Raw genomic sequence first — 25498 nt, 5'->3', positions numbered from 1 at the left:
CTAGTGCAAGAAGGCAGAAATAACTGAACAGCTAATATCTCCCCCAGCTCCCTCAGCTTCCCCAGCTCCCCCAGCTTCATCGTATTTACGAAGCTGCTCAAGTATTTCCGCAGCGCTGCACTAGCACTCCCCTCGTAGGCTACCGTGTACACACAAGGGGGACGGGAGGGGGATAAATTATTGCTAGACCGACGTTCTAGGCTTCACTAACGCTACCACTTCCTTCATATTTTTTGCCCTGAGTGAAAATTCACTAGAGTTTCATAAAGTGACTCAAATGCATAAAGAGTTGATGATCTTCCTTCATTTATACTGACATCTAGTCAGTTTGTTGAATAAGATAAAAACAACTGAGCAAAGGTTAGGTTCAAAATCTAACACAACGGACTTAGATAAGAGTCATACCTAAAACTCAGAGTTCCTTACACAGTTGAATTTTACAGATGAATACTCAAACTTTTTCGCGCATCAGACAATTGGTAGCTCCCTTATCAATTGCGGCGACGATGGTACTAGGATTATCTACCCAGGCTAATGCAATTAATCTCGGAATCGCTTCTGACTATAATATATTCGTGCTAGGCGATGTGAATCAAAGCAATACTGATTCTGAGGGTAAGGTAGCTATTGGCGGAAATGTCAAATTATCAGATTTTTATGCGGGAATGGAACTCCCGACAGACGGAAACAATGGCGATGTCTTAATTGTTGGTAAAAATTTAGTCTTTCAAAATGGTCAAGTTAGAGGCAATGCAGTTTACGGAGAAACAGGAGAACTTACTAATGTAACTCTTGAGCATGGGGGAACGCTTCGCCAAGATAATCCCATTGACTTTGCTGCAGCTAGTCAAGAATTACAAGCATTATCTCAATTTTTAGGAGGGTTAGAGGCGACGGGTCAAACAGAAATAGCTCATGGTGGAATTACATTAACGGGTTCAGAGGAAGACGAAAACATTTTTTATCTCAATGCTTCTGATTTAAGCACTGCCAACAACTTCAAGATTGATGTAACTCCAGGTTCGACGGTCATTGTGAATGTTAGTGGAGACAAAGCATCATTACAAAACTTTGGGTTCAATTTCAATGGTGGTATTGATCAGAGACAGAACGTTATCTACAACTTCTATGAAGCTAGGGATCTGTCAGCCAGTGGCATGGGAATAGAAGGCAGTATTTTAGCGCCTTTCGCTGCTTTCGACTTTAATAATGCTCAAATTAACGGCAACTTAATTACCGCTTCGCTAACGGGAGGTGGACAATCGAATAACTATCTCTTCAACGGTAATTTACCTGACCCAATCAGTGAAACGGTTCCTGAACCCGCAACATTAGCTGGACTAGGATTAGTCGCTGCTCTAGGAGTTGCTTCTCGCCGTAAAGGTAAGCAGAAAGTCTAAGCCTGTCAAACGTGAGTTCAGCAATTGGTGCGATAACCAACACGATAGTTTCATCGCACCTCAGTGACTCCAACCTAACCTAAGTCCATTTTTTCATGCACTCCTCACACTATCGTCCCTGACTTAATCCTTTAGGTCAGGGATTTTTGTATGAGATTCCTAAGATACACTTTCTGTGACAGAGGGTAGAGGAGAGGGCGACCCGATTTCATTAAATGGACTGGTGTTGTTCATTAAGCTAGGCGGGTCGCCCCTACAGGGCTTTCACCGGTGTGGCTTTCATCCATAAAAATGGGCGCGATCGCGAATTCAGACTGGGGTTTTTCAGACTGGGGTTTTCAGTTACTGATGATGAAGACGCAGGGAGTGCGGCATCTCCAAGCCATGAGCGTTCATTAACGATTCATTAGCCATCACTTGCTGGGGAGTTCCATCAGCAATAATTCGTCCTTCATCCAGTAAAAGCACGCGATCGCACACTTCGATAATCAGTTCTAAGTCATGGGAGGAAATCAGAATGGTTTGCTGGGCGGTTTGGAGAAAGTTGATCACGCGGCGACGATAGCGCATGTCTAGGTTCGCGCTGGGTTCATCGTACAGAACCAATTGAGGACGCATGGCTAACACCCCCGCGATCGCGACCAAGCATTTCTCACCCCCAGAAAGATTGTGAGGAACCCGTTCTGCTAGCATTTCCACACCTGTCAGGGATAGCGCATCTTGAACGCGATGGTTGACCTCATCCTCTGACATGCCCATATTCTGTGGACCAAAGGCGACATCTTCCCATACTGACGGTAATAATAACTGGTCGTTGGGATTCTGAAACACGAAGCCAATTTCTGGGCGAAACTCACCCACAACAACGGGGTTTCCAAATAAGCCAATATCTCCAGATGTTGGTGTTAAAATACCGCAAATCGAGAGAAATAGCGTTGTTTTTCCTGCACCATTGGGTCCAATTAAACCGACTCGTTCTTCAGGATATATATTAAGATTGACTCCTTGTAAAACCGCAGGTCTGTCCGGATAGGAGAAACTCAAATCAGAAACCGCGATCGCAGGTTCTCTGGCACTGTCTGGGTTAGATACAAGTTGTTGTTGTGGTCTCATAATGCGTCATTCGTCATTTGTCATTCGTCATTCGTCATTTGTCATTTGTCATTTGTCATTTGTCATTCGTCATTTGTCATTTGTCATTCGTCATTCGTCATTTGTCATTCGTCATTAGTAAGGATTGGAGAAATTGTTTCCCGTTACTACTGCCTTTCTACCAGAATTTCAGCCATGACGAACCCAAGGGCGATCGCAACGGTTATTCCCAAACTAATTAAATCCCCACGAGAAACACGATTCTTGGGATTAGGCGGTTTACGATGGTGCAGGGTATAACCATACCCTCGCAATATCATCGCTTGATAAACCTGCTGTGACTGGTTGTAACTGCGAACCAATAAGCTACCCACTAGAGACGCCAGCACATTCAGATTGCGGCGCGAGAAACGAGTCGCCTGAAATCCCCGCAATTGCATCGCCCGTTTCATTTTGGTTAAATCTTCACCAAACTGTTCGATATAGCGGTACGTCAATAGCGTCATATCCGCTAGTACCGCCGGAAGTCCCAGCGATCGCATGGCTTTGACGGTACTCAAAAATGAGGCTGTACCAAAGAGAATTAAACTCACAGTAAGAATACATAAAAATCGAGTCGCAATCAGCGCTAGCGCCACGATTCCCTCTTGATATAGACTCAAAACACCGATCTGAACGATTACCGTACTACCCACGCTAAACGGTAAAAGTAGAGTAATCGCCAGCAAAAAAAAACCGGGGTAGCGCAGCCGCGATCGCAAAAATGAGAAGGGTAATCTGGAGAGGTGATAATACACCAGTGTCACGACGATCATCCCTGGGAGTAAACTTAACTGTTCAACAAATGAAAACGCAAAAATTAAGCTAAATAAGCCAATCAGTTTGCAACGGGATTCCCAACGATGAATCGGAGAGTCCAAATTGGCATAAAAATCCAGTCCGTGTTTCATTAACTCTCCAACAATTCAGGTTTGACTTGCTTCAAAAACAGAGCCACGGCTGTCGTAAATGCTCCCTCAATTGCCATGAGTGGGATATGAGCCAATACCAATCCAGAAATTGCCATTTTTTCGGCTGATGCATCTATAGTTGCGGGAATATTAGTAATCACTAAAGCGAAAAATAGCAGAGTTGCTATCCCCAAACCTCCCGCACCCCCGATAAAGGCAAAGATACCCGTCACCACTCGATTATCCTTATCGAATTTTAGGCGCAATTGAAATAGGTGATACGCCAAAATTGCCGGAACGCCAAACATTGTGGCGTTTACTCCTAGAGTCGATAAGCCACCATGCTGAAACATCACAGCTTGAAAGAATAAACCGATAAGAATGGCAGGAAACGCATAATATCCCAACATTGTGCCTAACAACCCATTCAGAATCAAATGGACACTTGTTGGTGGGATGGGAATGTGAATCCAAGAGGCGACAAAAAAGGCGGCTGTGAGTAGAGATGCTTTGGGAATATTCTCTTGGGGATTCGGATCTCGGTTAATTTGGCGCAGGGAGTACCAAGTGAAACCTCCTGTCGCTGCGTAACCTGTGATACAGACAGAAGCAGGCAGGATGCCATCAGGAATATGCATAATTTTTGTGTAGTTTTGACCCTTCACTTCGGCAAGAGGGCAGGGCGCGTGACCCTTCACAACCCTCGATAGAACCGGGTTTGTCGGGACGGGTTTATGGACTTGCGTTTCACAATTGATGATAACATTTATTCAAAACCCACCCTGACTTGTAGGGGCAGGTTTAGGGACTTACGTTTCACGATTGATGATAACATTTATTCAAAACCCACCCTGACTTGTAGGGGCGGGTTTAGGGACTTATGTTTCATGATTGATGATAACATTTGTTCAAAACCCGCCCTGATCTAATTGTTGATTTTTTTGACAATGAACAATGAACAATTCTAACCTAATTGTGACCACCTACTTAGCCTGTTTTGTTCCTTGGACAAAATAGAGTGCTGTACCGACAAAACCCCAGATCACCGCAACTGACATCACCACAATTTGAATGGGTGTGAATGAGCCATTCGTGGATTGAATACTCATCACTTGACTATCGGCGGTGTTCTCTGTTGCTGATTGATCCTCACCCATAGAAATAGTAATCAAATCTCCGTGACCCGCTTGGCGAACCTGAACTGCCCATTCTCCCGGTTGTGAGTGATCGGGAGCAAAGACAAAGCTACCCTTTTCGTCGGTGGTTCCTTGCAACCAAGGAGTAGAAGGATCTTGGGGAGAGTAAACCGTAACTTGGGCATTGGACATGGGGTCGCCGTTATCAAAAGCCGCATCAATTTTAATCGCCTGCGTAGTTTCATAGTTAATCTTGGCACCATGAGCCGTAGCTTTAGCTGACCAGCTCATCACTAACATTAGGATAAGGGGGACTAAAAATTTCCTCTTCATCGCTCACATTTTTTTAATGTCTTAGAAACGGTTAAAACCCAGTCGGATTAAAGGTAAGGCTGGTTTTATATCCCAGTTAAGAGAAACCATCAACATTAATCCCTAAACCCGCCCCTACATCGAGGTTGACCAATAACCAATGACCAATTTAACTGGATTTGTTAGCAACCGTTTGGATTTCTTCGCAGTGACCCTCACCAACATGACCTAAGCTAGGAAGAATGTCTTGGAGTTTCTGATACTCTTCTGGGGAAAGTTCTGACTTTAGCTGCTGTTGGTCTAACTCTAGTGTGCCATCGTTGGCTAGAGTCGCTAGCGGTTCAAACCCCAACGCACCAGTATTAATCTCATCATCAGCGGGTGCGCCTGCATCACCAAAAATGTGATCAAAGTGGAACGTGGCTTCCACGTCGGCGGTATCACCTTGAGCGAGAATTCCCTTGCGTTCGTCGCCGACAAATTCCCCACAGACAAATTCTAAAGGCTGATTCAGGGCAATAGTAAAGTCAATGGTTTGCCCCTCTTTCTCGGCTGTCCCCATCATTACCAGGGTTTGACCTTCAGCTGGTCCCTCCTCGGCTTTGACCATTTTCCAAGATAGGGCATTATATTGTCCGGCAGGGGCATCGGCAACGTCTTCCACGAGAATAGGTTCAGCATCTTCCCCACCTGCGGCTAAATCAACCGTGTGGGTTTTGTCAAGAACCACTTTTTCTTTCGCTTGAACTTTACTACCCGCCTCAGCATTGAATGGTGGGTCACTTTGATAAGCGGTGATATCAGCTAAGTTGACATAAACATGATCAAAGGTAATTTGCCATCCATCTTTTGATATAAAACCTTGGCGGACAAAATCCTCGCCATTCGCCCGAATTTCCAGGGTTCCACTCCCTTGACTTGCCTGAGTTGCACTCTGAGTTTCGGTTTGTGTCTGAGTCTCGCTGGTGGTTGGACTCTGGGAACAGCTAACTAGCGTCCCAGTTGTCAAGACCATCAGGCTAGTGAAAATGATTATTGGTTTCCTCATTGATGACCTTTGGCGGTTTTCATACTATACCCAATTAAATCCAACAAGTTTTCCTAATAATTTGCAATACCCCTAGAGGGCATCTTCTGGTAAACGGGGAACAGGGAACAGGGAACAGAGAAGAGGGAATATGAGTTATTGTTCTCGCGTTTTCATTAAGTCATCTGATGGATTTAGCGGTGTACGGTAGACCGAAATCGAGCCAACGAAAATCGACTGATGTCAAAGTGAGTTTGACCCGTCAGTGCCAAGTCAGCTAGCACCTCTCCAATGGCTGCTGAGTGTTTAAATCCATGACCTGAACAGGGAGAAGCCAGGATAATTTGAGGATGTAGAGGATGGCTATCGATGACAAAATGGCGATCGGGAGTAACGGTATAAAGGCAGGAGATCGCCTTAACACAGGTATTGGATATCGGCAGATATTTCGAGGTGTATGCATACATTTTCTTGATCTCATCATCTGATACATTCCGCTGCATCTGTTCAAGTGAGCAACGAACGGCGTATTGTTCTGTAGCCACTTTTATACCTCCTTGATCTCCATCGAGAGCCGGAAACCCATAAATGACTTCATCGCCAGCTAACAAGCGAATGTATATCGGACAATTTTGAGGAGAAAATAATTCAATTGATCCCTCGACCTCAAACCAATACTGAACTTGCCGATAGACTTGAAATATTTCGGTATAGAAGTCTGGTAAAAACGTCGATATCCAGGCTCCTACTGTCAAAATAACGTTATTGGCTTCGTAGTCACCCTGAGTCGTTCTGACCGTAACGTTGTTTGTTGTTGAGTTGACCTCAATGGCATTGACCGTTTCCTGGGTTTGAATGACAGCCCCCATCTGTGCCGCTAATTTCAATTGACAAGCCACACAGTTTTCCGGTCGAATCAGTCCGGCTCCCTTTTCAAAATATCCAATTTCATTACCCGAATAGTTGAATTGGGGAAACCGTTGAATTAAGTCCTTGGTATCCAAGACCTGATGGTCAATATTGTATCGTTGCGCCGTCGCGATCGTTTCTGCTAAAAAATCATCACTAGAATGATGGCTAGTGGGTTTATGTTTGTCAGCAAAGATTAATCCACCTGTTAACGTCAGCAGCGTTTCTCCGGTCTGATTTTCTAACTCTCGCCAAATTTCATGAGAGCGAAGCACTAAAGGAACATAGTCTGAACCTTCGCCAATGGCTTGCCGAGTAATCCGAGTATCGCCGTGTGAAGACCCCTGGGAATGGGGCGGCGTGAATTGATCGATGCCCAATACTCTGGTTTTACGCTTAGACAATTGATACAGGGCGGCACTTCCCATCGCCCCTAACCCGATAACAATGACATCAAAACTCTGACTCAAGGTAGTTGCCCCTTTTCTAGAACGCCGATTTAGTTATCAAATAAGTCTTGGTCATGATAACCAGGACTTGTGGGAAACCTATTAAGGTTGACCGGAAACAAACTGGAAACACTAGCTTAGTGAATTGTACTAATAAAAAGTAATGAACTATCAACAATCAACAATGAACTTTACCCGTCAGCCAATAGGTAAGCATTTCTCCTTTTCCCTTCACCTCAATAATCCCGCGTTTTTCCAACACATATTGATCCTTTAACCGTTCGTAAGTTGCCTGAGTGACTTGAATTCCCCCTGAAGTTCCTTGAGATTCCATCCGCGAGGCGACATTTACTGTATCTCCCCACAGATCGTAAATAAACTTTTTCATCCCGATGACTCCAGCAATCACCGGTCCGGTATTAATGCCAATCCGCAGTTGAAACGCTTCTCCGGTATCCATGCGAAATTGAGTAATCACCCGTTGCATCTCTAATGCCATATCCGCGATCGCTTCAGTATGATCGAATCTGGGTAAGGGTAGACCACAGGCAACCATATAAGCATCACCAATGGTTTTAATCTTCTCCAACCCATACTCCTCAGACAGCAAATCAAACGTGGAGATAATGGTTCCGAGTAATTGAACCAATTCCGTCGGTGGCATTCGGCTTGATAGGGGTGTAAACCCCACAATATCCGCAAACAAAATCGTCACATCGTCGAATTGCTCAGCGATTAGGGCTTCCCCATGGTACTTGCCTAAGGTACTGTGATTTTGTTTCAACTGCTGGGCGATCGCCTCTGGCAAAATATTTAATAACAGGCGTTCCGACTTTTGTTGTTCCGCCCGCAAGTCTGCTTCCGCTTGCAGGCGCTGTTTCTCAACTTGAATACGCTGGGTGATATCTTCTAATACCCCTAAAACGCCAACCACGTTACCTTGGGCATCATGGATGGGAATTTTACTCACATCCAGCCAAACCGTTTGTCCATCAACGGGGGGTTTTTGTTTGGTTTCGACAACATGAAATTCGGCTTGATTCCGGCTAATCACCCGCGCATCTTGCTGGCGGTAGAGTTCAGCAATGTCTCGACTAGGCAGTAAATCATAGTCTGTTTTACCCACCACAACCTCTGGATTGTCTAACCCGGCTGTCTTTGCCCACTTTTTATTGCAACCGAGAAAGACTAAGTTGATATCTTTCCAAAAGACTTGTTGCGGGATATTATCGATAACTAATCGTAAATATTCCTCTTTTTCTCTCAAGGCGGCTTCAGCTTGCTTGCGTTCTGTCACATCCGTGCCAATGGAGAGAACTTCAATTAATTCACCCTCCTCATTGAAAATTGGTTTATTTGCCCAGGTAACCCAAACCGTTTTCCCTGTCTTATGAATGGTTTCCACGGTTCTGATCCGATAGCGTTCTGGGCGTTTGCGGATAGCTCGGATCAAAATAGATAGCATCCGTTGCGATCGCGGCGTATTCGGGACGAGAGTTCCGACTAGAGAACAATTTAGGAGTTGATCGTCATCGTAGCCAAAAAAGGTCTGACCATAACGATTAATGAATTTAATTTTTCCCTGAACATCCCACCGTAAAATAATGCAATTGGGGGTTTCAACTAAATCTCGATACTGGGCTTCACTGGCTCGCAACGCTTCTAGGGTTTGTTTATGCTCGGTAATATCCCGCGCTACCCAGAGAACAGAGTCTTTTGAGATGGGTGAAATACTGGCTGCAAACCAAACCGTTCGATCAGCCAAGGTGAGACGATACTCAACCTGAACCGTCTGTTGGCTGTCTAAGGCTTGGCGAATATACCCGACAAACTGATCCGCCTGCGATCGCGCTAAAAGATCATACTCCGTTTTGCCCAGCATCGCTTCAACCGGTTGACCTAACAAGTCTGGATTGGCTGAGACAATTTTCAGATAACGTCCTTGGCGATCTTTGACGAAAATTAGTTCCGTCATCGCCTCAAATAAGGCACGCAACTCTGAATCAGAATTGAGGGAATTTGTCAAGGCTTTAGACCGTTGACATAAATGTGAGAGGGACTGACGTATCCCAATGGAGATTAACCCAGTGAGTAGGGCGACTAAGGCAAAAACCCCCAGCCAGACAAGCAGGATATAAGGGGTATAGGGATAAATAGCTGACCAATTGGTCATGGTTGACGGTAACATCGGTTTACATCACCGACCAGGCTTGCCTGTGAATAGTTGCCCAGATGCTACCCTAATAAATCAATCTGACACCGTTGCACTGGTTCGGTTCGATATGTCCTTCCTAGCAGACCAAACGGCGCGATCGCTTCGCCCTACAGCAGGTATTTCCATAAATCCTGCACTAAGTAAGCGTGTGGGTGTAGCTAGCTCATCCAATCAGTCTGTCTTAGAAGTGAATTCCATGATAGCGACAGACGGAGAATCCGGCGTTGATTTTGATCAACCCTTACCGGGGACGTTTTATGTTAAGCCGTCATGCTCCCTCGAATGAATAGAAACGCCATGGTGCGTCTCATAATCTTTGATTTAGAGACGGGATCTGTCACAATGATGTCCTGGTTGTTTCCCAGGGTGAGAAATTCATGGGTCGTGCTGAAAAAGTTGTACTAGCCTACTCAGGTGGCGTCGATACTTCCGTCTGCATTCCTTATCTCAAAGAGGAATGGGGGGTTAAGGAGGTGATCACGCTAGCCGCCGATTTAGGTCAAGGTGATGAGTTAGAACCGATCAAAGACAAAGCCTTGACATCGGGCGCCGCCGAGTCTCTGGTGGCGGACGCGACTGAACGGTTTGTCACAGATTATGCCTTTCCCGCGATTCAGGCAAATGCGCTGTATGAAAATCGCTATCCCTTGTCCACGGCACTAGCGCGTCCGCTGATTGCTAAATTATTGGTCGAAGCTGCCCACAAGTATGGTGCAGATGCCGTGGCTCACGGTTGCACAGGTAAAGGGAATGACCAGGTGCGGTTTGATGTGTCGATTACGGCGCTCGATCCCAACTTGAAAGTTCTCGCACCCGCGAGGGAGTGGGGGTTGAGCCGGGAAGATACGATCGCCTATGGGGAAAGGTTCGGGATTCCCTCTCCAGTGAAAAAGTCTTCCCCCTACAGTATTGACCGTAATTTGTTGGGTCGTAGTATTGAGGCGGGGATTCTCGAAGATCCCATGGCTGAACCGCCCGAAGAAATCTATCTGATGACCAAAGCGATCGCGGATACTCCCAATGATCCAGAATACGTCGATATTGGCTTTGAGCGAGGAATTCCGATCTCCCTGAATGGTCAAGCCCTTGAACCCGTCGCCCTGATTACTCAGCTTAACCAAGTCGCCGGAAATCATGGGGTGGGGCGGATTGATATGATTGAGAATCGGGTTGTCGGGATTAAATCCAGAGAGATTTATGAAGTCCCGGCTCTGTTAACCTTAATCCATGCCCATCGCGACTTAGAAAGCCTCACATTAACCTCTGATGTCAGCCAGTACAAGCGAGGGATTGAAGACACCTATAGCCAGCTTATTTACCAGGGGTTATGGTACTCTCCCCTAAAAGATGCTCTAGATGCGTTCATTCAGCAAACTCAGGAGCAAGTCTCCGGAAGCGTGCGGGTGAAATTCTTTAAAGGGAATGCCACCATTGTCGGACGAGCGTCTAGCAATTCCCTCTATACCCCAGAACTGGCAACCTATACCTCCGAAGATCAGTTTGACCACAAAGCCGCTGAAGGCTTTATCTACATTTGGGGATTACCCACTCGCGTTTGGTCTGCAAAAACTAGAAGTTAAACCCAGTAGAGACGTTGCATGCAACGTCTCTACAAATCGCTAGGATAGAAAGACCTACTTTCACGTTTCAGCCTCAACTTCCCTATGCCCACCTATCCTGGAATTTCTAGCGACGCCTTCCGACACCCCCTTGACCAACAAGCCGAGGATGCCCTCCGGAGTGTTCCTGGATTTAACCTAGCTGCCCGCAAATTCGTCGAATTTATCTACGAACGCCCTCAATTCGTCTATCTGATGGGCAACAGTATCCAAGTCGGACCGCGCCAATATTCCACGATTTACAGCTTATTTCGCGAATGTGTGCGAGATTTAGATATCCATCCCGAACCCACCCTATTTGTCAGTCAAAATCCCCAAGTGAACAGTTATGCCTTGGGACAAGACCATCCATACATTGTATTAAATACAGGATTATTAGACGTACTCACTGAAGTCGAAATTCGCACCGTGTTGGCACATGAACTGGGACATATCAAATGCGGTCACACGATTTTAATTCAGATGGGAATCTGGGCGATGGGTGCGGCGGCATTTCTGGGAGATTTAACCTTTGGTATCGGCAATATTGTCACCAGTGGTTTACTCTTTGCCTTTTATGAATGGCGGCGTAAAGCGGAGTTATCGTCAGATCGGGCGGCTTTATTGGTCATCGATGATATCAATATCGTCATGAAAACAATGATGAAACTATCGGGGGGTTCTCATGCTTATGGTCATGAATGCAGCCTTGATGAATTTATCCGCCAATCCGACCGATTTCAAGACCTTGACCAAGATAGTCTTAATCAAGTTTATAAGTTTTTATTATACAACGGTGGGAATGGTTCGTTTCTCACCCATCCTTTTCCGGTTGAACGCTTGCGCTATCTGCGAGATTGGGTCAAATCAGAAGAATATCGTCAAATTCGTCAGGGCAATTATCGACGAGTAACCGACGAAGGATCAGTCAATGTGCCATCCCAAGCGGCTCAAAACCAGGAAGCCCAACGATTACAGCGTCAACTCGAAGAATTACAACGGGAAATTAACCGGATGAAATCTGAGTCGGATCAGTCTTAAAGGTTTGTATGTAGTAAGCGCTTTAGCGCTATAAACGTTCGCATCGCTGACTTAAGCATTATTCTTCCCCTGCTAAGAGACGTTGCATGCAACGTCTCTACATGCTTCCCCTGCTTCCCCCGCTTCCCTTAACCGAACAGTATTGAGGACATTCTCTACTGTTCCCTGTTCCCCGTTCCCTGTTCCCTCGCCTCACCACAACCCTTATTCAGCAACCCCTATATATTTTCCCGAAAATATATATGATGAATTTATGTCAATATCAATTGTGAGGTCGTCAAGCTGAACACGTCGATGAGCGGTAGCCTTGACGCAGGGTGTCATCAACTTGCTACTATTAGACCTTCAGTAAGGGCGTAAGCGTCCTCTTGGATTTCCATGATCAGGGAAGTTATCTTAGATACTCGTCATACTGAGTCTCGTACTCAATCCAACCAGCTAGGATTCCCTCTTCAGCAGGCACAGGATGTTATCTATCAATTTTTGCTAGATACGGTTAAACAGCAACCGCCAGAAACCGTTTTGCAAGAATTTAAATGGTTATTTATTGACTATAATGCATCAGAAGGTAATCCGGAAGCGATTCAAGCTTTATCAGAAATACTTTTTGCTAACGATGAAAAAGAATTTACAAATACCCTTAAACGTTCATGTTATATTATTATTAATAATTGGTACACCTCAAGGAATTTTACGGCTAGCCAAGACTTAGTATCCCTATTTTCTGATGTAAAACTGACGCGAAAAACATTATCGCCAACATTAAGCCGTCAAAGAGCATGGCTGGTAAATTTCATTAACAGTCAAGACTATCACGAACTTCAATTATTTATTACTCAACAAGTAACTTCAGATCCAGGTCATTGGAGTAACCGTTATATCTCTTATCTACTCGTTCCCCAGTATACAAATCTGAACAACCCCGTGGAGCAACGTGAAGCTGCGAGAATCTTGTCAAAAAAACTCAAAGATCAGTTCAAGTTTGATTTGGCAATGTATACGGCGCACTCTAAATCCGCAATTTGTCGGAAACCTATTTACAATAATCCTACAGGTTTAGGGGATAAAGTTGTTGATCTAATTAAAAAAATTGTAGTTAAGCATGGAATGTTTAACTATAAAAATGTCGCCAATATCTTTTTAGAACAAACCAAAGATTCAAATTATAAGAGATTCAAAAAAAGCTTGCACAACTATCTTATATTTTCCGTTAAAAAGAAAGAGTTAGTTAAATCCTTAAATCAAACCTTAACTGAGAAATTAAATGATCTCTACAAAGATTACCACGATACAACCATAGAGGCGGCATTACTCCTGAGAACCTGTAACCGCTTAATTGAGTATTTGACTACTGAAAATCAGGATGAGCCGTCACCCCTGTTTATTCTGCTCATGTCTCAAGGTCATCACTTAACCTTAGCGATGCTCTTGCTGAAAATTATTATGATTTGTCCGAACTCGCGTAATCATCTAGAAACTTGCATTGCTAAATTAATTCAATATTACACCAATTATGCGGAAGAGGACTGTCGTTGGGTGATTACATTTTTTGAAGTGTTTAAAATTACCTTTGCCATTCATACGGAAAATGTTCAATATAATCTGATCAAAATGGATAATGCGGCAAGTTCAGAATTTCAGCTAGATGCTTACCGAGTGTTTTCTCAGCTTCGGGATTATGTCAATTTGGAAGAGAAACCCGAAAATCAGTAGATCGAGACGTTTTCGGTTCAGATGGGGTGCTGGGGTGCTGGGGTGCTGGGGAGAAGAGAAGCTCATGAAGACTGCAAATGATTTTTCTCTGTCTTCAGTTAGAGACGAGCCGCTTCCAGGATAAAGTAGAATGTCACCTTGGCTAGAGATAGCGATCGCCTGGATAGTGATAAGCTAGGCAATCGTGAGGTGCATATCGCTTAGGAGTATAGCGTGAAACGACTGACTGAGATTTGGCGACAGATATTAACACTGGCTTTAGCCTGTGTGATGCTACTGATTGGTACGGCGTGTAGTAATACAGCGGTAGAAAGTGGGCGTCCAGAAAATCCTCCGGTTCAAGCTGGAGGCACGAATAACCCCTACAAGAAGGGGGGAGACAGTTACACTGACAACAATATGTCTCTAAATCCTGATGTCAGCCGTAGGTTAAACGTATCAAACAACTCGGTAGAGCAACCCGAATTAGCTCGATTAAGTTGAGAACGGTGACGGCTTGAGACTTAGGATAATTCACTGACAATAAAACTAAGGAGATTTTTTTTATGAGCAGAATGATAGATTGGCTAAAAAATAAACGGTTTACTCAATTATTAACCGTGGCTTTAGCGAGTATCTTTGTATTCATCAGTACAGGATGCAATAGTGGAGTATCAGCGAAGACGGCGGACGATGTGACCAAAAATGTTACTGAAGTTCTCACGCCTACAGGCGGAGCGAAGGACTATCAGGGGGTTGATTCTCCGAAAACGTCTCGTCAGGCAAAGGATAATGCGGACAAATTAATTAAAAACGCCGAGAAAAATCTAGAAAAAAGGGCGGATACTCCGGAAAAGTTTATCGAGAATTATAAAGAAGGAGCGCCGCTGAATAAACGAGTTGAGCGACTCGGCAAAGATGTGAAAGAGTCAGCCACTGATTTCACCGAGGGTGTAAATAAGGGAACTCAGAGGGGTGTTGAAAATCTCAAAGATAATACAACGGATGCGGCTGAAGATGTAAGCAAGTCTGCCAAGCGTTCGGCAAAAGAGGCAAAGGAAAAAACTGAAGATGTTGCTGAAGATGTAGCTAAGTCTACCAAACGTTCAGCCGAAGACACGAAAGAAAAGGCACAAGAAACGGGTGAAACTATCGTCAAAAAGACGAAACGCGCCGCAGAAGATACAGCCGATGTCGTGCAAGATAAAGCAAGTAAAGCCAGTAAATCAGCGCAGCGAGCATTAGAAGATACGGCGGATGCGATTGACTAGAGTCGGAACTCTTGACATACATTGTCTATTAGTATAGATGTTTAGGGCTAATTGTTAATAGCAATGAACCCTGAACAGCATAAAAAGGGTACGGTAGTATCGTGCCCTTATTTTGTTATCTATGACAGCTTATCCAAATCAACCTCAAGACACGGATGTGGTTTTGGGCGGTTCAATCTCCAGAGGAGACGCTGTATTAGGCGGAATTGAAGCCGTAAAACAGCAGTTGAATCAGACACCCTCATCCTCTCCCCTATCCCTGAATGCCAAAATTGCCGCCCTCCATAACGCCCTGAATTATCGGCAAAAGGGCATAGCGATACTTATTCAAGCCTTAGATGATGAGGTGTGGGAGATTCACCAAACTGCTTATTCTCTCCTAGAAAAACACGCCGCCACTCAAGCCGAATCAGCCTTAACTCAGTACAGTATCCGATTAGCCAAGGAACTCCTCAACCGTTACGAAGCCGGAAATCGGGCGTTCTCAAGAGCAAATTTAAGTGGGATTTGTTTGCAGTGGGAAATCTTAAGCGAAATTGATTTAAGTGATGCTAATCTCAGTGGAGCCTATCTTAATCGAGTAGATTTGACAGGAGCAATCCTTAAAGGCGCGAACTTCAACCAAACTATTCTAAACGGTGTAGAACTCAGTCAGGCAAATCTCAGCCATGTTAACCTAACTGGTGTTTCCCTAAAGGAGACAAACCTCAGTCAAGCTGAACTCACAGAGGCAAATCTCAGAGGGGCAGATTTAAGTAATGCTAACCTGCAAGAGACAAATCTGACTCAAGGGATTATCAGTTGGGCAAACCTGAGTAACGCTAATTTGAGCCAAGCTAATTTTACCGAAGCTAATCTGGTTGGCGCAAATCTAATGGGAGCAGACTTGAGTGACGCCAACTTGAGAGGCGCTAAACTAAAAGGAGCCAAGCTGACCGATGCTAATCTAGACAATGCCGATTATGATGAGCATACAGACTTTCCAGTTGGATTTAGTGATTACGATAAATTAAGAAAAAACCTGTAGGGGCGGGTTTCATCATGACAAATGACCAATGACAAATGACTAATGACAAATGACAAATGACTAATGACAAATGACTAATGACAAATGACTAATGACAAATGACTAATGACGAATGACAAATGACAAATACCTTTAATCCCCATCAAACCTTAATCGAACAATTAGATTTAATGATCCGGGCGCGTTATCCGTTGCTATATATCGTAGCGGTTGAAGAAGAACCCGTGGAAGAAGTATTGCTCTCAGTGGCTGTGCAATCCCAACCCGAACGCCAAGTGTTACTCTGGGATATTGTGCGGGGATGGGAGGATAATGGGGCGGATAAGGGTTCAGTGATGGGGGCGCTGCATCGGATTCGCAAGACTGATCCTCAAGAAAATAGCTTATTTGTCCTCCGGGATCTACATTTTATCTTAAAAAATCCGCAGAGCGATCGCAATGCGCCCGTGATCCGAGAATTGAAGAATCTAACCAAGGAACTTAAGCGTTCTCGCAAAACCTTAATCCTCACCAGTCATACCCTAGAAGTGCCAGCAGAATTGAGTGAGGAAGTTACGGTTATTGATTTCCCCTTGCCTAATTCCCAGGAAATTGATTATCTGATTAATATTCTGGTAAAACCGGAAAACTTAAACGTATCGGGATTAGCGCGGGAACAGTTAGTTAAAGCTTGTCAGGGATTAAGTCGTGCCAGAATTGCCCGGGTATTGGCAAAGGCATTAGCCGCAAAACAACAGGTAAATGAAACGGATATTGATGGCGTATTAGGGGAGAAAAAACAAGCGATTCGCCAAACGGGAATTTTAGACTTTTTCACCGCCCAGGAATCGTTAAAAAATGTCGGTGGATTGGAGAATCTCAAGCAATGGGTACGGATGCGCCAAGATGCCTTTACCGAAGAAGCGCGACGCTATGGCATTCCCAATCCCAAGGGGATTTTACTGGTGGGAATTCAGGGAACCGGGAAATCCCTATCTGCGAAAACTATCGCCCATGAATGGCGTTTGCCTTTATTGCGGTTAGACACGGGACGATTATTTGGCGGGATTGTCGGGGAAAGTGAAAGTCGGGTGCGCCAGATGATTCAAATTAGTGAAGCGATCGCGCCTTGTGTATTATGGATTGATGAGATTGATAAGGCGTTTGGTAATATTGGTGCTGGCGTTGATGGGGATTCGGGAACCTCGAGGCGGGTATTTGGTACGCTGATTACCTGGATGCAGGAAAAGACGAGTCCCGTATTTATTGTGGCGACGGCGAATAATGTGCAGATTTTGCCCGCTGAGTTATTGCGAAAAGGCAGATTTGATGAAATCTTCTTCTTGAATTTGCCCACGGAAGCCGAACGCAAGGATATTTTTAAGGTACATTTGCAACCCTTACGCCCTTCTCGCTTACGGGATTTTGATTTAGCTAGATTAGCACGACAAGCGAAGAACTTTAGTGGGGCGGAGATTGAACAGGTGATTATTGATGCCATGCATCGAGCTTATGGTACTTTGGTGAATGGACAACGGCGAGACTTTACCACAGAGGATATTGTGCGGGCGATAGAAGAAACAGTACCACTTGCCGCGATCGCACGGGAGCAAATTGAAGCGCTGAAACACTGGGCAGCCCAGGCGGGGGCGAGAACGGCGTCGAATGATAGTCAGTTGGTGGAAGAGTTAAAGCATTTTACCACACAGAAGGGGATTGGTCCGTTGGAAGTGGATTAATGATCGGTAAGTTCCTCTCAGCCATGCGTTGATGGCGCTAAAGCGCAACTACAAGCGCAACTACAAGCGCAACTACAAGCGCTAATTACAAACTTTGTTGCTCATGTTCCGATCGCCAAATCTGCCAGTATACGCCGATCCGCTCAACGAAGACTCCTGGTTTCTCTGCATAAATGCGTTGTCCTAAATAGTATGCGGACTGTTGCAATTGGAGTCGGCGGCGGTCAATTAAGCCAATTAGGGCATCTAGTTGAGTGCGATCGCAGCCTAGTTCGGGTTCCTGTTCCAGTAGCTGGCGCAACATCGCTAAATCATGGTCATCCCCTAGATAATCGGCTAATTGTTTCGTCTGTGATGCCATTTCTGCCATTAAATCTGACCATACTAATTTAAGAAGTCGCAGGTGATACCAAAGGTATTTTACCCGCTTGCGCCAATCGTGAAAGTTTTCGACGCTAGGCTGCTTAAAGGCTACAATTAATGCTTTATCCCCTCGTTTATAGACGCGCTGAACACTCTCCTGGAGGGTTGACCACTCATTGCTTTTAATTGACCAATCCTTGACCCGTTCCCGCGCCGCTTTAATCATGCGAATGGCGTCTTCTTGGGTGTTTTTTTTGTCCAGAACCCGTTCACTAATGGATTGACTACGGGCTTCTAAGGCTTGACGCACTTCCCTAAAGCCATCGGCTGAGATAATCGGGGCAAAATGTTCGGTTAAATCATCTAAGGTTTCAATTGTCACCTGAGCATCTCGTACATCGGATAATAATCGCCCTGCATCTCGGAAACAGGTATTTTCTTGGTGATAAGTATCCGAACCAATTTCATCTCGCACTAAACGCAATAATGCTCGTAGCTTCTTCAACCGCTTACGAGCATCATGAACCGCTTCTTCTGGGCTATCATCAGTTTGACCCAATAATTGGGCTAACGCTTTGTCTATCTGTTCGTAAGCAATCCGCTGAACTCCCTCAGATATAGATTCGGATGCCTTTAATCGATATGCCATGGTTAAGTGTGCGATCGCGCTTAGAGTTAGAGTATGCTGACAATGTTTTTAGGGATAGGGGAGCAGGGGGAGCTGGGGGAGCAGAGGGAGCCATGTAGAGACGCGCCATGGCGCGTCTGGAAGCTGGGGAAGCAGAGGGAGCAGGGGGAGCTGGGGAAGCTGGGGGAGCCATGTAGAGACGCGCCATGGCGCGTCTGGAAGCTGGGGAAGCGATGATACATTTTCCCTGATAGCGATGCAAGGGTATGAACAGTTTTTACCCATTTAAATGCATGACAGCTTATGGATCTTATCGTGTGCGATCGCGTCCTACTCAGCCTCTCTCTTGGGGATTATTTAGAAGGTTTGAGTGGCAATTTTCGCAGCTTACCACATAAGAGACTCGACTGTTCACTGGTTAAAACAATCGTTCCGTCGGGTAGTATGGCTCCGCCTAAATCAGCATCGGTCAAATCTGCACCACTCAAATCAGCGCCGCTTAAATCTGCTCCTCTCAGATTTGCCCCTCGTAGGTTAGCACCATGTAAATTTGCCCAAATCAAATCCGCTCGGCGTAAATTCGCCCCACATAAGTTGGCTCTGGTGAAGTTTGCCCGTGTCAACGTAGCTTTTTCTAAGACAATCCCTTCTAGGTTTGCCTGACTCAAGTCAATTCTCTGGAGATCTACGCCGTTTAACTCTAGATTGCTGAGGTTAAATCCCCGATAATCCCGTTCTCCCGCCGCATACTCCTCCAGCAGGCGATCGGGTGCCATTCGTATTCGTTCTAGTTTCTTAAACAACTCTTGCTTTCTAGCTGACGCCGAGGATTGGTTTGGGTTAAGGATATTTCGATCAGAGGATTGCATAATCTTCTTTACCTGATAAATTCAATATAGTTAATCTTCAGGTATTTGGCTGGAGGATTAATTGAGAACAGTCCTAGTTTTCGGTGAATTTAATCTGCTTTAGAGGTAACTTAAACCACCATCCGGCGTGACTATAATGAGTTCTCCTTTGTGATCTACGTCTCTATTTTACTGCTATCGTAGCAAAAGCCAGAAGACTCCAAGGCAGAGGGGAGAAGGTTTATGACTTAGGGAACAGGGAAGGAGTCAAAAGGAATAGGAAAACTTGTCGTGCCATCGTCTAGCTTTTTATCTTGCAGTTGTATTCGGCAGGTAGGGCTTGTTGCATTAAGTCGGTTGGTGGAAATAAACTTAACTATCTTAAGTTAAATGTTACTGACTTTAGAGTTTGTAGTCAGCGCTGAAGCGCTTATGGCACTAAAGTGCCTACTACGAACCCAAATGACGGACGATCAGCAAAAACGCTGATAAACTGTCACTAACCCATCTGCATCTCCGACATTGCCGGGAAACAGTACCACAGGCAAATCCGGAAACTGAGGATGATCCGATGGAGTTCGCACTACAGAACAGCCAGGAATAATTTGACCCAGTAACCGGGCAGATCTTAAGTCTAATCCTGTACTTAAAACATCATTTGAGGTAATCCCGCCTTTACTAATTAAAAAGCCAATATCTTTGGGTAAATCTCGAACAATATCCATTAATAATGCCGAAACTGCTGCGCCAAAGTTTAACCGAGTTTGCACGTCTTTAAAGACTAATTCCTCTCGACTGGTATAAATGGCGGCTGTTTTATTCGAGTTGTAAATCTCCTCAACGGAGGCGACAACTTTGGCTAACAGTGAATCCCGTTGGGATGCTGACTCTTCAAGTAAATGACTAACATCCACTTCAACACCGACAATATCGGAGAGTTTCAGGAGTTGTTCAAGCTGTTGGGTGGTCTTTTTAACATGAGAACCCACTAACACAACGCCCGGTTTCCCTTCTCTGACATATTGTGCCATATTCTCTGGCGGGACGGGTTGAGCGCCCAGACTCGCCAGAGAGGTTAAGATACTGGCAGCAGAACGAAATAAGAACCGTTTCCCTTGGGCGGCGGCGCTGAGGACATCGGCGGCGAATTTATCTAAATCGGCTTGAGTTTCCCCATCAACCACACCACATTGATTCCCACTCAGATTGAGGAGGCGTTCTAAACTTCCTTGGCGAATATCGGAGAGGACAAATCGCTCAACGTTTTCGGCTTTAATTCTTCCGTTGGTCTTTTCTTCGACATAATCGGGTAAATAGCTGTGGTGATAGCCAAATACCGAATCACGGGCAAATTCAGTTTCATGGACGGGTGTGGGGACGCCATCCACCATTAGGTAATGAATACTGTCGCGAGTTACTCGTCCCCCTTCAAAGAATGCAGGAACTAAGAAATGAGCATCGAAGAGTCCCACTTCTTGGGTAATTACATCGGTTTCCACGGGATAATGTCCGCGTAGAGTGGAATCAGAGCGACTGACGACAAGAAAATCGTCGATTCCTTCAGTTTCTATGGCAATTTTTAGATTATGGCAAACCTCACAGGTGACTGTGGCGGCTTCCTCTGGGGTCAACGCCCGCGTATTCGTCAGGACAAAGAAAATCGGCGAAGCGTCGGCTAGTCCTAAGCGCAGCGTCTGCACATCCCAGCGCGTCAGCAGCAAGCAACTGTGAACGGTTTGGGAACCGGTGGGGTCATCATCCAAAACGATAATTTTGGGTTTGCTAGTCATGCTCTTGGTGTCCTGCGATCGGCAAGGGTCAATTTATCCCTGAAATTCAGGGTATCAGGATCTTGGCGAGAAAGCACGAAGCAATGTAGAGACGTTGCATGCAACGTCTCTACAACTTTTGTTGCACGGGAGAAGGGGAACCGGATTTTCTTGCTCCCCTCTTGCTCCCCTCTTGCTCCCCTCTTGCTCCCCTCTCCCAAGCTTGGGAGAGGGGCTGGGGGTGAGGGCTGGCTTGGGAGAGGGGTTGAGCTTAAGTTGACACGGATGTCCCTAAACCCGCCCCTACCATCATGTCCTCAAAGGTCGTGAAGGGTCAATCAAAACTCAACATTTTCCCATCAGCCAATAGGTTGTCATCTCGCCGCGCCCTTTCACCGCGATCGCACCTCGTTCCTGAAACTGGAATTTGTCCTGTAATCTCTGGTATGTCGTCTCTGTGACTTGTATTTTTCCCGGTTCTCCCGACGATTCCATCCGCGAGGCGACATTCACCGCATCTCCCCACAAGTCATAAATAAACTTTCTAATCCCAATCACCCCCGCCACCACTGATCCAGTATTAATTCCAATGCGAATTTGCAATGACTCACTGTGTTCGGCTTGAAACTGAGTAATCGCCTGCTGCATATCCAACGCCATCTGCGCGATCGCGTCTGCATGATCTTCCCTCGGCTGGGGTAATCCACCAACCACCATATACGCATCACCAATGGTTTTAATTTTCTCCAAACCATGACGTTCTGCCAACTGGTCAAATGTGGAAAACATCTGATTGAGTAAATTCACTAATTCAATCGGTTTTAACCGCGCCGATAGCGGCGTAAACCCGACAATATCCGCAAACAGAATCGTCACATCATCAAAATGTTCCGCAATCGCTGATTGGTCTTGTTTCAGCCGTTCCGCAATTAGTTCCGGCAAAATATTCAGTAATAATTGTTCCGATTTTTCTTGTTCTAACCGCAATGCCACCTCTGCCTGTTTGCGATCCGTAATATCACGCGCCACCCAAATCACCGAATCATCGGAAAGCGGTGACAAATTCGCCGCAAACCAAATATCCTCTCCTGCCAGATTGATGCAATACTCGATATTTACCGTCGCTTGAGTTAACAACGCCTCTCGAATACTATTGAGAATAAAATCTACCTGACTGGAATCGAAATATTCCAACAGCGTTGTTCCCAATATGTCCCCCGGAGATTTACACCATTTTCCTTTATTAGTAGGTGCTACCTTCAAACAACGACCCGACGCATCCACCACCAGAACCATATCCGTCATCGCGGCAAAAAGTGCCTTCATTTCCGCCTCGGCTTTCTTCTGCTGCATCACTGGACCCAACTGCGCCGATACGACAGACACCAACTCAATCCAATTTTCATCATTTTGGTGTTCTTCTGCCATAAAAAACACCAACACCGCTAAAACCGGGGCAGAGGTTTGCGGCGTCGCTGGGGCAACAATGGGTACAGCAAAGGCTGATTTTAACCCACAGTCTGTTGCCAATTTGAGTCGCAAGAAAACATCATCGGATTCGGTAGCAATATCACTAATCCATTCCGGTTCACCATGACACCAAACCCGTCCCGGTATTTCTTCTTTGGGTAAAAATGTTAGGGCTTCACTATACTCTCGGAATTGTTCCAGGGCGGTGATAACCTCTGGATCAAGTCCGGTCTGTTTGTAATACCAACGATGGCTACATTCTAATGCCATGCCGTCCGTCGCCGGAATCCAGACTTCGCCATAAATCCAGCCTGTAGTTTGACACACTTGATGCAGGGCAATTTCTAAGGCAGCTTGAAAATCGGGGGCGGCATTAATCGCTTGGCTAATCGTTAGCAGTAACTCAACTCGTTGTTCAGCCTGTTTGCGTTCGGTGATATCATTAATTACCGCAAGTATGCATTCTTCTTCGCCAATTGTAATTAATTCTGCCGATAACAATCCCGTTCTTACCTGACCCGATTTAGTATAAAAATGAAACTCTTGATCTCGAATAGCGCCTGTCTTTTGTAATAGGCTACGGATTCGGGTTCGTTCTTGGGGTTTAACCCAAAAATTGAGTTCAATGGAAGTATGAGCAATCACATCCTCTAGGTCATATCCGGTAATCTTGAGAAAGCTTTCATTTACCTCAATAAAGGTTCCCTCAGTCAGAGTGGTAATCGTAATTGGATTCGGGGATGAGCGAAAAGCCAGAGCAAACTTTTCTTCAGACAGGCGTAAGGCGGCGGTGCGTTGCTCAACTCGTGACTCTAACTCGGCTTGATTTTTTTCTAGGGCGGTAAAGAAGGAGTATAATTGTTGACTCATTTGATTAAAGGATTGAGCTAAAATTTCGAGTTCATGCACCCGAACCGGAATTTTGCTATCGACTTTTACCTGTTGGTTAAATTTGCCCTGGGCAATTTTCGCCGCCGCTATGCTTAACTGGGTAATCGGCTGGGTAATCCATCTGGCGGTGAAGATTCCTAACCCAGTTGCCACAACAAATGCCGCGAAGCATAAGCTAATCGTGGTGCGGGTATTGGCATGGATTTGTTCCATGAAATCCGCTTCGGGTACCGCCACCACAATCAACCACTCTAAGCCGTGATTATCCTGGAAAGGGGTGACTTGTAAATAATAGCGATCGCGGTTTAGATTAAAGGATAGCTGTTGGCTTTGATTAATCTGGTTTAAGGTATCAACGTTTTGGTTTAAATACTGCGCGGTTAATTGAATTAATGGATCACGGCTATGAGTAGCAAATAGGCGTTGGGTTTTATCGCCATCCTGAATAAATCGCTGTTCTGATGTGGAACTGGCAACCAGTAATCCGGATTTTTCAATAATAAACGCTTGTCCCGTTTGACCAATTCTTAAGCTGTTGAGAAATTTACTAATTTCAGAGAGTAAAATATCAGTACCAACCACGCCTAATAATTGATCCTTGTCGTCAAATACAGGTTCAGCTAGGGTAATCCCTAACCGAGAATGGCTAAACATGACATAAATAGGACTCCAAACTGTTTGACCTTTAAAGGCAGCCTCTTGATACCAGGGACGAATGCGAGGGTCATAATTGGCGCGACTATCTAACAGTTGCTGCCGATTTCCTTGGCTGTCGGTTGTGTAGGTATGAAAGTTATAATTGGTTGATTGATCGGCAACTTTCAGCAGTAAGCGGCTATCCTCGGTATAGCCTGCGCCAATATATTCTCCTTGCTCACTGCCAAACTGAATGGTATTAATAGACTGGGTAATCTGTATGAGTTGCCACAAATAGCCTTCACTGGGCTGATCCTGAGTCTGCACCTGACCCCGACGCACAGCATTGGCGAGAACATGGTTGACTAGAAGAGGCGTTTCGATGTAACTATCAACATGTTGTACAATGCGATCGCTAACCTCTGTCTGTAACTGCGTAACCAGATTGTCAACCGCCTGCTGTCCATTGCGAAAGGAGAGATATCCAGTCAACCCTACCGCCGCAAAGATCTGGAGCAGAAAGGGAACCACCAAAACCACGCGCAATGGCATCTTTTGACTGCGTTTAGCGCCTTTGACAAGCTGACGGGTAATGGTTGGCAGTAACATGGGACAAGGATCACCTACATAGATAACACGGTATAAACTCGTCGATTTGATTAATCAGGTTTTCTGGCGTTGCATCATCAAAGCGAAAAGCTACTTCCTTTTGTACCAAAAACTTAAGTATCCCTAAAGTATCGCTAAAGTGAATAAATCTCTGTCTTCCCAGACAAATGCCAAGTTGGGACTCCTCGATTGATTTTTCCCAAGGAATCCTATAGTATCTCTAATGGGTTGGGATGAAAATAATTCTTCCTGTAAAGAAAATACAGGACTCATGGATCAATTTCCGCACAATTCTAGAAAAATGACAAAATTTACCCATACGGTGTAATACAGCAGCCATGAAAAACCCCTATTTTACTGTACGTTGGCTGTATTACTTAAGGTAAAACTGCTGTAGTGTCGTGGCACACCTAAAATGGTAGATTAGAATTGTAGGGGCGCAAGGCT

The 25498-nt window shown here is 45.2% G+C and carries 20 protein-coding genes; 9 read left to right on the top strand and 11 right to left on the bottom strand.

Features of this window, described 5'->3' with window-relative positions:
- The first annotated feature begins 443 nt into the window (after positions 1-443).
- Positions 444-1400, top strand: coding sequence for a choice-of-anchor A family protein (locus RIC07_RS21890; protein WP_446396371.1), 957 nt, complete (start codon positions 444-446; stop codon positions 1398-1400).
- Between the two features lie 342 nt (positions 1401-1742).
- Here RIC07_RS21890 and RIC07_RS21885 read toward each other — a convergent pair whose 3' ends face one another.
- The 7 genes from RIC07_RS21885 to RIC07_RS21855 all read right to left on the bottom strand — a co-directional run bounded on the left by RIC07_RS21885 (position 1743) and on the right by RIC07_RS21855 (position 9463).
- Positions 1743-2513 (bottom strand): energy-coupling factor ABC transporter ATP-binding protein, encoded by a 771-nt coding sequence (locus RIC07_RS21885; protein WP_446396370.1) that lies wholly within the window; start codon positions 2511-2513, stop codon positions 1743-1745.
- A gap of 146 nt (positions 2514-2659) precedes the next feature.
- On the bottom strand, positions 2660-3442 hold the full coding sequence (gene cbiQ, locus RIC07_RS21880; protein WP_446396369.1) for a cobalt ECF transporter T component CbiQ: 783 nt from the start codon (positions 3440-3442) through the stop codon (positions 2660-2662).
- Entirely contained in the window at positions 3442-4080 is a 639-nt protein-coding gene (gene cbiM, locus RIC07_RS21875; RefSeq protein ID WP_446376989.1) for a cobalt transporter CbiM, read from the bottom strand. The genes cbiQ and cbiM overlap by 1 nt, the downstream gene beginning before the upstream one ends.
- 345 nt (positions 4081-4425) lie before the next feature.
- Complete coding sequence (locus tag RIC07_RS21870; protein WP_446396368.1) at positions 4426-4869, bottom strand: carboxypeptidase regulatory-like domain-containing protein; 444 nt, start codon at positions 4867-4869, stop codon at positions 4426-4428.
- A 190-nt stretch (positions 4870-5059) separates the two neighbouring features.
- Positions 5060-5938 carry a DUF4382 domain-containing protein gene (locus RIC07_RS21865; RefSeq protein WP_446396367.1) on the bottom strand — a complete coding sequence of 293 codons (879 nt, stop codon included), beginning with the start codon at positions 5936-5938 and terminating at the stop codon, positions 5060-5062.
- 173 nt (positions 5939-6111) lie between these two features.
- Positions 6112-7296: an N-methyl-L-tryptophan oxidase gene (gene solA / locus RIC07_RS21860; RefSeq protein ID WP_446396366.1), complete on the bottom strand. Its 1185-nt coding sequence runs from the start codon at positions 7294-7296 to the stop codon at positions 6112-6114.
- Between the two features lie 157 nt (positions 7297-7453).
- Positions 7454-9463, bottom strand: a complete 2010-nt coding sequence (locus RIC07_RS21855) for an adenylate/guanylate cyclase domain-containing protein (protein ID WP_446396365.1) — start codon at positions 9461-9463, stop codon at positions 7454-7456.
- Here RIC07_RS21855 and RIC07_RS21850 point away from each other — a divergent pair.
- The 8 genes from RIC07_RS21850 (at position 9447) to RIC07_RS21815 (ending at position 17837) form a co-directional block, all read left to right on the top strand.
- Positions 9447-9776 carry a hypothetical protein gene (locus RIC07_RS21850; RefSeq protein ID WP_446396364.1) on the top strand — a complete coding sequence of 110 codons (330 nt, stop codon included), beginning with the start codon at positions 9447-9449 and terminating at the stop codon, positions 9774-9776. The genes RIC07_RS21855 and RIC07_RS21850 overlap by 17 nt on opposite strands.
- A gap of 91 nt (positions 9777-9867) precedes the next feature.
- A complete protein-coding gene (locus RIC07_RS21845) occupies positions 9868-11070 on the top strand; it encodes an argininosuccinate synthase (RefSeq protein ID WP_446396363.1) in 1203 nt (400 codons plus the stop codon).
- Between the two features lie 84 nt (positions 11071-11154).
- Positions 11155-12129 (top strand): M48 family metallopeptidase, encoded by a 975-nt coding sequence (locus tag RIC07_RS21840; RefSeq protein WP_446396362.1) that lies wholly within the window; start codon positions 11155-11157, stop codon positions 12127-12129.
- A 378-nt stretch (positions 12130-12507) separates the two neighbouring features.
- The gene (locus RIC07_RS21835) at positions 12508-13842 is read left to right on the top strand and encodes a hypothetical protein (RefSeq protein ID WP_446396361.1); all 1335 of its coding nucleotides are present in this window, start codon (positions 12508-12510) and stop codon (positions 13840-13842) included.
- A 213-nt stretch (positions 13843-14055) separates the two neighbouring features.
- A complete protein-coding gene (locus tag RIC07_RS21830) occupies positions 14056-14325 on the top strand; it encodes a DUF6658 family protein (RefSeq protein ID WP_446396360.1) in 270 nt (89 codons plus the stop codon).
- A gap of 62 nt (positions 14326-14387) precedes the next feature.
- Positions 14388-15092, top strand: coding sequence for a hypothetical protein (locus tag RIC07_RS21825; RefSeq protein WP_446396359.1), 705 nt, complete (start codon positions 14388-14390; stop codon positions 15090-15092).
- Between the two features lie 121 nt (positions 15093-15213).
- Positions 15214-16119, top strand: coding sequence for a pentapeptide repeat-containing protein (locus RIC07_RS21820; RefSeq protein WP_446396358.1), 906 nt, complete (start codon positions 15214-15216; stop codon positions 16117-16119).
- 119 nt (positions 16120-16238) lie between these two features.
- On the top strand, positions 16239-17837 hold the full coding sequence (locus RIC07_RS21815; RefSeq protein ID WP_446396357.1) for an AAA family ATPase: 1599 nt from the start codon (positions 16239-16241) through the stop codon (positions 17835-17837).
- A gap of 85 nt (positions 17838-17922) precedes the next feature.
- Here the strand turns inward: RIC07_RS21815 and RIC07_RS21810 are convergent, their stop codons facing one another.
- From RIC07_RS21810 to RIC07_RS21795, 4 genes are all read right to left on the bottom strand, one after another.
- The gene (locus RIC07_RS21810; protein ID WP_446396356.1) at positions 17923-18849 is read right to left on the bottom strand and encodes a CHAD domain-containing protein; all 927 of its coding nucleotides are present in this window, start codon (positions 18847-18849) and stop codon (positions 17923-17925) included.
- Between the two features lie 332 nt (positions 18850-19181).
- The gene (locus RIC07_RS21805; RefSeq protein ID WP_446396355.1) at positions 19182-19697 is read right to left on the bottom strand and encodes a pentapeptide repeat-containing protein; all 516 of its coding nucleotides are present in this window, start codon (positions 19695-19697) and stop codon (positions 19182-19184) included.
- Between the two features lie 452 nt (positions 19698-20149).
- The gene (locus tag RIC07_RS21800; RefSeq protein WP_446396354.1) at positions 20150-21466 is read right to left on the bottom strand and encodes a four-carbon acid sugar kinase family protein; all 1317 of its coding nucleotides are present in this window, start codon (positions 21464-21466) and stop codon (positions 20150-20152) included.
- Between the two features lie 324 nt (positions 21467-21790).
- Entirely contained in the window at positions 21791-25051 is a 3261-nt protein-coding gene (locus tag RIC07_RS21795; RefSeq protein ID WP_446396353.1) for an adenylate/guanylate cyclase domain-containing protein, read from the bottom strand.
- Between the last annotated feature and the right edge of the window lie 447 nt (positions 25052-25498).

This window comes from Coleofasciculus sp. E1-EBD-02 (assembly GCF_040218245.1).
Lineage (GTDB): Bacteria > Cyanobacteriota > Cyanobacteriia > Cyanobacteriales > Coleofasciculaceae > Coleofasciculus.
The sequence above is the reverse complement of the archived record's forward strand: the minus strand, read 5'-3'. Positions and strand labels throughout refer to the sequence as shown.